Here is a 6,512-nt window from a genome sequence, read left to right on the forward strand (position 1 = left end):
CGGTGAATGATCGTCCCGCTGTTGTAGAGCGCCCGTTTGATAAAATCCCTGTCTCCGCTCCTCTGAAGCTCCAGATCCACCGTTCGCCCGTTCTCTGAACGTCCCACCAGGTCCAGGCGCACGCCTTTGCCTCCGATGATGTCCGGTGAAAGCTCCCGATCCGTCAGTTCGATGTCCGTCAAAGTTTCGTAGTTCCGGACCCGCAGCACGGTGTTCAGCAGATCCAACAGCAGAGGCTTGTGTTCCGGTTCTCCAAAGAGAAATTTAAAGTACCGGTCCCGCCGCCGGTCGATTTCCTTCGGCAGCGTATTGTCTTTTTTGCGTCTCTCATACTCCCGCCGAGCTTCCGGGCTCAGGCTTTCGAAGGAGAGATCCCCGTTGAGTCGTTCCATGTCAGTGCAGGATCCTTCCCTTTCTTGATGTTTCATTGAAAAGGATAGGCCGTCAGTGAGGAGTTTGTCAAGGTAAGACCCGCATCGAAGTTGAAAAAAGCCCCCGGCCGGAGCCGGAGGCAGCGAGTCGATTTTTCAGCTTTATGTAAAAACTATGAGTCGGGGCCGGAAATCTCTCCTCGAAGCGAGTTGATCTCTTCCGCAGAAAGGAAGGGCGGCCCGCAGGCCGCCTTCGCCTTTTTTATCGTCGTCGTCTCCAATGATGAGAGTCGTTCCGCCTCCTCCGGTGTTGGCGGCGAGCTTCGCGTAATCCACGGACGGATTCAGGTTCTGAACGTACTCGCTTCCGGAGATGGCCTCGCCTCCGGGGTCGCCGGTGGCGTCGTGCTCTCGTTATTTATCAGCTCAGGAGTTTTACCGACCAGTTTTGCATACGCTCCAAAAGCCGTTATAATAAGATCCCAGAAAACATTAGAGGAGATTTTTGCAGATGAACGATAAAGGAGAAATCGTCAGCTCGTATACCATCGATGAGAACCTGGAACTGCAAATCTGGACCAAAGGGCTGTCCCCGCGTCTGGTCGTGTTCAACAAAAACCAGAACAAGCGCAAGCTGATTCCGCTCAGGTGGCTGGAGGACCGCGACCGGAAGCTCAGCGTGAAGGGAAAGGCCCGCGGCGCTTCCGAGGAGTATACTCTGGCCGATCTGCTTTCCCCTCTGCAGCGCATTCTTGCGGAATATGCCGTTTACACGCCCTTCAGAGCCGTTCACTGGAGGTTCTCCATGGTGCTGGAGAAGGCGCTTCACACGCCGGTGACCGTTCTGAACAAGTCCGAGTTTTCCATGCTGGCGGAGGACAAGCGCGCCCGTCTGTGGCTGTCGGATCTGACGGACGAGAACCGCGAAAAGGGGACGGGTTTTTTCCGGCCCTTCTTCCCCGTGAGCGAGGGGGAGCTCAGGGCCTTTCCCAAACCTGAAGAAGGGGAGGGAGCCGAGCCGTCCGCGCCGAAAATTCCCTTCACCGAAAACCGCTGCTCCACGGAGGACCTGCTGCGGACCGGTGTGGTTCGGGCGCTGGACGGGCTGAACATCCGGCGCTGGTATCGTCCGGTGCGCATCATGGCCGCGGCGATGCTGCTGGGCTTTTCCTTCTGCGAGGAGGACGGCTCGGAGTTCTGCGACGAAATCTGGCACGCCGCCAACGACAACAAGCCTCTGGACCTGAAGATCGGCGACCCTCGGCTGAAGGGTCTGGGGCGCAAGTTCACGGGTTACGCCCGCCACATGGACGTGCTGGACAAAATATCCGTCTGGGCCTCCATGGACAGCGAAAAGGAGCTGTTGGACGGCGGCTACGGGCGGAAGCGGCGAATCGATTTCCCCATGGGATTTCTGGGAGACGTGGACAGCGTTGTCACCTTTTTCGACCGGGAGGACGGGCACATGGCGCTGGCCTGCAAGCCCAAGGTTCAGCGGGCCACGGGAGGCAGCGGCGGGCTTTTTTACGCGTCGCCGCCCCAGAAATCTCAGGAAAAACAGGAGCTGATCTACACGTTTCCGCAGGAGGTCTACGAGAAGGCCCTGGCCGACGACGCCTTCGGGGGGGCCAACGACGACTATTTCACCGTCCTGCAGCTCACGTCGGCGAAGGTCTTCGAGGCCTGGTGCGAGACTCTCACCCCATACATCGCCTGGTTCACGGGCATTTAGAGACGTCGGCTCTTTTCTGAATAATTTTTGTTCGTCGCTTTTTGTTGCGGCTTTGTATTGCGTTTTTTCTTGCAATGAAGAGACGAACCGGAAAATCTGCGAGGGAGGTTACGTAATGAATTTCAACGATCTTTACGACAGCCCCGGCACTCGTAACGCGGACAAAGACGGAGCCCCGAAGATTCTCCACTTCAACATCCTGTTCTTCGAGGGCTTCGAGACTCTGGACGCCTGCGGTCCGGCGGAAATTGCCGGCAAGGCTCCGGAACGTTATCTCCCTGGTTATTATTCCTCCCGCGGAGGCGTCGTCAGGAGCGCCCAGGGCCTCGCGGTGGAGACCCGTCCCCTTCGGGAGATGGTTCGGGGGCTTCTGCTCATTCCCGGCGGAGAGGGGACCCGAACTCTGGTTTCCGACGCCGCTTTCATCGCCGAGCTGGAGCGCGCCGCCCTGAACTCGGACTACGTGCTCACCGTCTGCACGGGGGCCGCGCTTTTGGCGAAAACCGGTCTGATGGACGGAAAAAACGCCACCACCAACAAAATTTCCTTCGACTGGGTGGCCTCCGTCAACCCCAAAGTGAACTGGATCCGTCGGGGGCGCTGGGTGCGGGACGGCGCGCTCTACTCCTCCTCCGGAGTGTCCGCGGGCATGGACATGACCCTCGCCTTCATCGCCGAGGACATGGGTATGGAACAGGCCGAACGGATCGCCAGGCGCATCGAGTACCTCTGGAACCGCCATCCCGACGACGACCCCTTCGTCCGTGGCTGAGGCTCGGCAGAAGAACGGAAAATAAGAAATCGTAAAAAACCGAGAGAAGAATTGGCTTGAAGGAAGAATTGGCTTGAAGGAAGAATTGATTTGAAGAAAGAATTTGTTTGCAGGGAAGAATTTGTTTGTAAGGAAGAATCTGAAAGAAGAAGCTGAAATGCAGGAACCCAAATTTGTCGGCTGCCGCGTGGGAGAGCTCCTCGACGGAGAGAGAAAGTTTCCATTGTCCGTGTTTTACCCGACCCTGACGCCCTCGAAAAAATCCCGGGTGGGGCCTCATCTTTATTCCGTCGCGACGGACGCCCCTCCCGACGGGAGGCATCCTCTGGTGCTGCTGTCCCACGGCAGCGGAGGGATGCTCCTCATCTATCGGGCCCTCGTTTTTTATCTGGTGCGTCAGGGTTTTGTCGTGGCCGTTCCCGAACATCCCGGCAACAACTACAGGGACAACTCTCTGGAGGGGACCGTGGAGAACCTCACAGGGCGGCCGAGGCACCTCCGCGCCGCTCTGGACTGTCTTTTTGACCAAAAAACCTTTGGCGGCGTGATTGCCCCCGGCCCCGCGGCCGTTATCGGGCATTCCATGGGAGGCTACACGGCGCTGGCCGTGGCGGGGGGAGTTCCCACCACCTCTCCGGGGGAGGCCCCCGACGACGGCGTTCTCACCATTCCTCAGACGCGGGATCCCAGGGTGGGCGCGCTGGTGCTTCTGGCCCCCGCCACCCTCCGTTACCGGAACCCGGGCGCTCTCCGCGCGGTGAACGTCCCCATTTTCATGGTGTTCGGCGACAGAGACACCATCACGCCTCCCGAGTCCAACGCCCCCGTCGTGCTGAAGGGCGTCCCCGACCCGGACAGGGTTCGCTGCCGTCTCGTGAAAAACGCCGGACATTTCTCCTTCCTCGACCCCTGCCCCCGTTTTCCGAGAAACAGCCCATTCTTTTCCGCTCAGGACCTTCCGGACTTCAACCGCAAAGCCTTTCTTCAGAGCCTGCACGCCGAAATTCTGGACTTTCTGACCGGGACGACCGCCGCCGGACGTTGTATAATATAAAATTGTCCACTGTGTGAAGGCCCGCGCAAAACGCACAAAACGCGCAAAACTCATAAAAAGTTTTCGCGGGAAAAATCAATGAAACGGGAACGGGAGAGACGGTCATGACACCAGACAGCGCCGAGGCAAAATTCATCATGATGACGGAAACTCCGGTGGAGCGTCTTGTCTGCCGCATGGCGGGCCCGACGATCATTATCATGCTGATTTCCTCGCTGTACAACATGGCGGACACGTATTTTGTCGGCTCTCTCGGCACCAGCGCCACCGGCGGGGTGGGCGTGGTGTTTTCCCTCATGGCGGTCATTCAGGCCACGGGATTTTTCTTTGGGCAGGGGGCGGGAAGCTACATCGCCCGGGCGCTGGGTTCCCATCACATGGAACGGGCCTCCGGCATGGCCGCCACCGGCGTCATTTCGGCGTTGCTCTGCGGAGGCACGATTACCCTTCTGGGGCTGACCTGGCTGAAGCCTCTCGCCCGCTTTCTCGGCGCCACCGACACGATTCTCCCCTATGCCTGCGATTACCTGTTCTACATCCTGATCGGAGCGCCCTGGATGACGACGTCTCTGGCTCTCAACAATCTGCTGCGTTTTCAGGGCAGCGCGTTTTACAGCATGATCGGCATGGTTTCGGGGGCGCTTCTGAACGTCATTCTCGACCCGCTCTTCATCTTCGTGTTTCACATGGGCGTGTCGGGGGCCTCTCTGGCCACCATGCTCAGTCAGTTCCTCAGCTTCTCCCTGCTTCTGGCGGGCTGCGCCCGCAGCGGCAACGTCCGAATTGACCCGCGGCAGTTCACGCCCCGTCTCTCCGTTTACAGAGAAATCCTGCGGGGAGGCGCTCCTTCCATGTGCCGGCAGATCATCTCCAGCGTGGGGACCCTTTGTATAAACCGGGTTGCGGGCGGGTACGGCGACGCGGCCATCGCGGCCATGTCCATCGTGCAGCGGGTGATGATGTTCGCCAATTCCGCCATGCTGGGCTTCGGACAGGGCTTTCAGCCGGTCTGCGGCTTCAACTACGGGGCGGGACGTTACGACCGGGTCCTGCGGGCTTTTTGGTTTTTCATGCGGGTGGCCTTCCTGATTCTGCTCGTGGCCGGAATGACGGGCTTCATCTTCGCCCCGCAGATCATCGCGCTCTTCCGAAAGGACGACCCGGCGGTCATTGCCGTGGGGACCACGGCTCTGCGGTTTCAGTGCGCGACCTTCGCCACCATGAGCTGGATTACACCGGCCAACATGATGCTCCAGGTCATTGGGAAATCCCTGCGGGCGACCTCACTGGCTCTGGCGCGGCAGGGACTGTTTCTGATTCCGATTCTGTTCATCCTCACGCACTTCTTTGGAGTCCGGGGGCTCCAGATGAGTCAGTCCGTCGCGGACATCGCCACCGTGATCCTCTCCGCTTCGCTGGCGACAGGCGTGCTGCGCGAAATGGCCTCGGGCCGGGGAAAACCGGAAGACGTGGTTTCCCCCGAAAATCTGCCGGAAGAGTGAAAACAAATATTATTATTTTTTCCCTATGGGCATGATACAGACGGGGGTGTCGTTGTCGGCCAGCTTCAGGCCGGGCCGGACCGCGTCGGCCTTCAGGGACGCGATATAGCGAACGCCGATGTTCAGCGACTCCGCCGCCAGGTAGACGTTCTGGGTCATGGCCCCCACCGCCACCTGTCCCCAGGCCGGACCGCGGGAGGCGTCGAATTCCTCCAGAGCCCTGCCGTCGGTCACAAAAATCAGAACATAGGGAGCTTTCCCCACAAAGCCCTGAGAACCCACCTTCCCACGAATGTCGTCCTGCGAAATTTCCCTGAGCGCATGTTCGTTCCAGTCGTAGAAAAACGTCCCCTTCGCTCCGGTGACGTATACCCTGCAATAGGGCTCCCGTCCCATGGCCATGGGGACAGTCCAGCCCTTCCGCATCCCCGTGCGGTTTATGCCCGTGGCGGCCCAGAGCAGACTGGAAAGTTCCTCCAGCGAAATCTCCCCTGTGGGGAAATCACTGCCTCCCGCGGAGACTCGATGTTTCAGCGCGTCGAAAATTCCGATTCCTCCCGTGAGGGGGGCCGGAAGCGCCACATCCGCCGCTGCCGCGCCCACCCACAGAAAGAGCGTCAGCGCCGCGGCTCCAACAGAACAACTCCACAACTTCATAAAGCATTCCTCCTTACTTTACTGAATTAAAGCTCAGGGGGGCGGAGCTTCTGTCTGAGCCGGCTCCGTTCCCCCCTGTGTTTCAGTGTCGTTTCATTTCGGCGTCTGGGTTATGGCCACGTTGATGGGGTTACTGGCGTCGCCGCTGCGCGTGATGCGGATATTTCCCTCTCTGTACCGGCCCGTGGTGTTGTCGCCGTTCATCTTCACCGAGAGGATGTCGCCGGTTTTCTGGATCGTGAACCAGTCGGTCCCCGACGTGATTTCGGCGGTCCAGCCGCCCTGACCGCGAACGTTCATGTCATAGCGGTTTTTGTCGTCGCCCACGTTCTGCCCCGTCTGAATGGGGAAGACGAGGGTCGTCTTTTCCACGGCCAGAAGCGGAGGCTGAGGCAGCGTCATGGTGCCGCTGATTGACCCATCT

General features: G+C 59.3%; 7 protein-coding genes. 4 read left to right on the forward strand and 3 right to left on the reverse strand.

Annotation, left to right across the window (positions count from 1 at the left end; genetic code table 11):
* Positions 1 to 392: Rpn family recombination-promoting nuclease/putative transposase (locus LBR61_07800; GenBank protein ID MDR1731983.1), on the reverse strand; the 392-nt coding region annotated here is incomplete at its 3' end.
* Between the two features lie 490 nt (positions 393 to 882).
* Here LBR61_07800 and LBR61_07805 point away from each other — a divergent pair.
* The 4 genes from LBR61_07805 to LBR61_07820 all read left to right on the forward strand — a co-directional run bounded on the left by LBR61_07805 (position 883) and on the right by LBR61_07820 (position 5,431).
* Positions 883 to 2,103: a hypothetical protein gene (locus LBR61_07805; protein ID MDR1731984.1), complete on the forward strand. Its 1,221-nt coding sequence runs from the start codon at positions 883 to 885 to the stop codon at positions 2,101 to 2,103.
* 115 nt (positions 2,104 to 2,218) lie between these two features.
* The gene (locus LBR61_07810; protein ID MDR1731985.1) at positions 2,219 to 2,875 is read left to right on the forward strand and encodes a DJ-1/PfpI family protein; all 657 of its coding nucleotides are present in this window, start codon (positions 2,219 to 2,221) and stop codon (positions 2,873 to 2,875) included.
* 157 nt (positions 2,876 to 3,032) lie between these two features.
* A complete protein-coding gene (locus LBR61_07815) occupies positions 3,033 to 3,929 on the forward strand; it encodes an alpha/beta hydrolase (GenBank protein MDR1731986.1) in 897 nt (298 codons plus the stop codon).
* A 104-nt stretch (positions 3,930 to 4,033) separates the two neighbouring features.
* Positions 4,034 to 5,431, forward strand: coding sequence for an MATE family efflux transporter (locus LBR61_07820; protein MDR1731987.1), 1,398 nt, complete (start codon positions 4,034 to 4,036; stop codon positions 5,429 to 5,431).
* A gap of 12 nt (positions 5,432 to 5,443) precedes the next feature.
* Here the strand turns inward: LBR61_07820 and LBR61_07825 are convergent, their stop codons facing one another.
* Positions 5,444 to 6,088: a nitroreductase family protein gene (locus LBR61_07825; GenBank protein ID MDR1731988.1), complete on the reverse strand. Its 645-nt coding sequence runs from the start codon at positions 6,086 to 6,088 to the stop codon at positions 5,444 to 5,446.
* 93 nt (positions 6,089 to 6,181) lie between these two features.
* A partial coding sequence (locus LBR61_07830) for a hypothetical protein (protein MDR1731989.1) occupies positions 6,182 to 6,512 on the reverse strand: 331 nt, incomplete at its 5' end.

The sequence above is a fragment of the Synergistaceae bacterium genome, from assembly GCA_031272035.1.
Taxonomy (GTDB): Bacteria; Synergistota; Synergistia; order Synergistales; family Aminobacteriaceae; genus JAISSA01.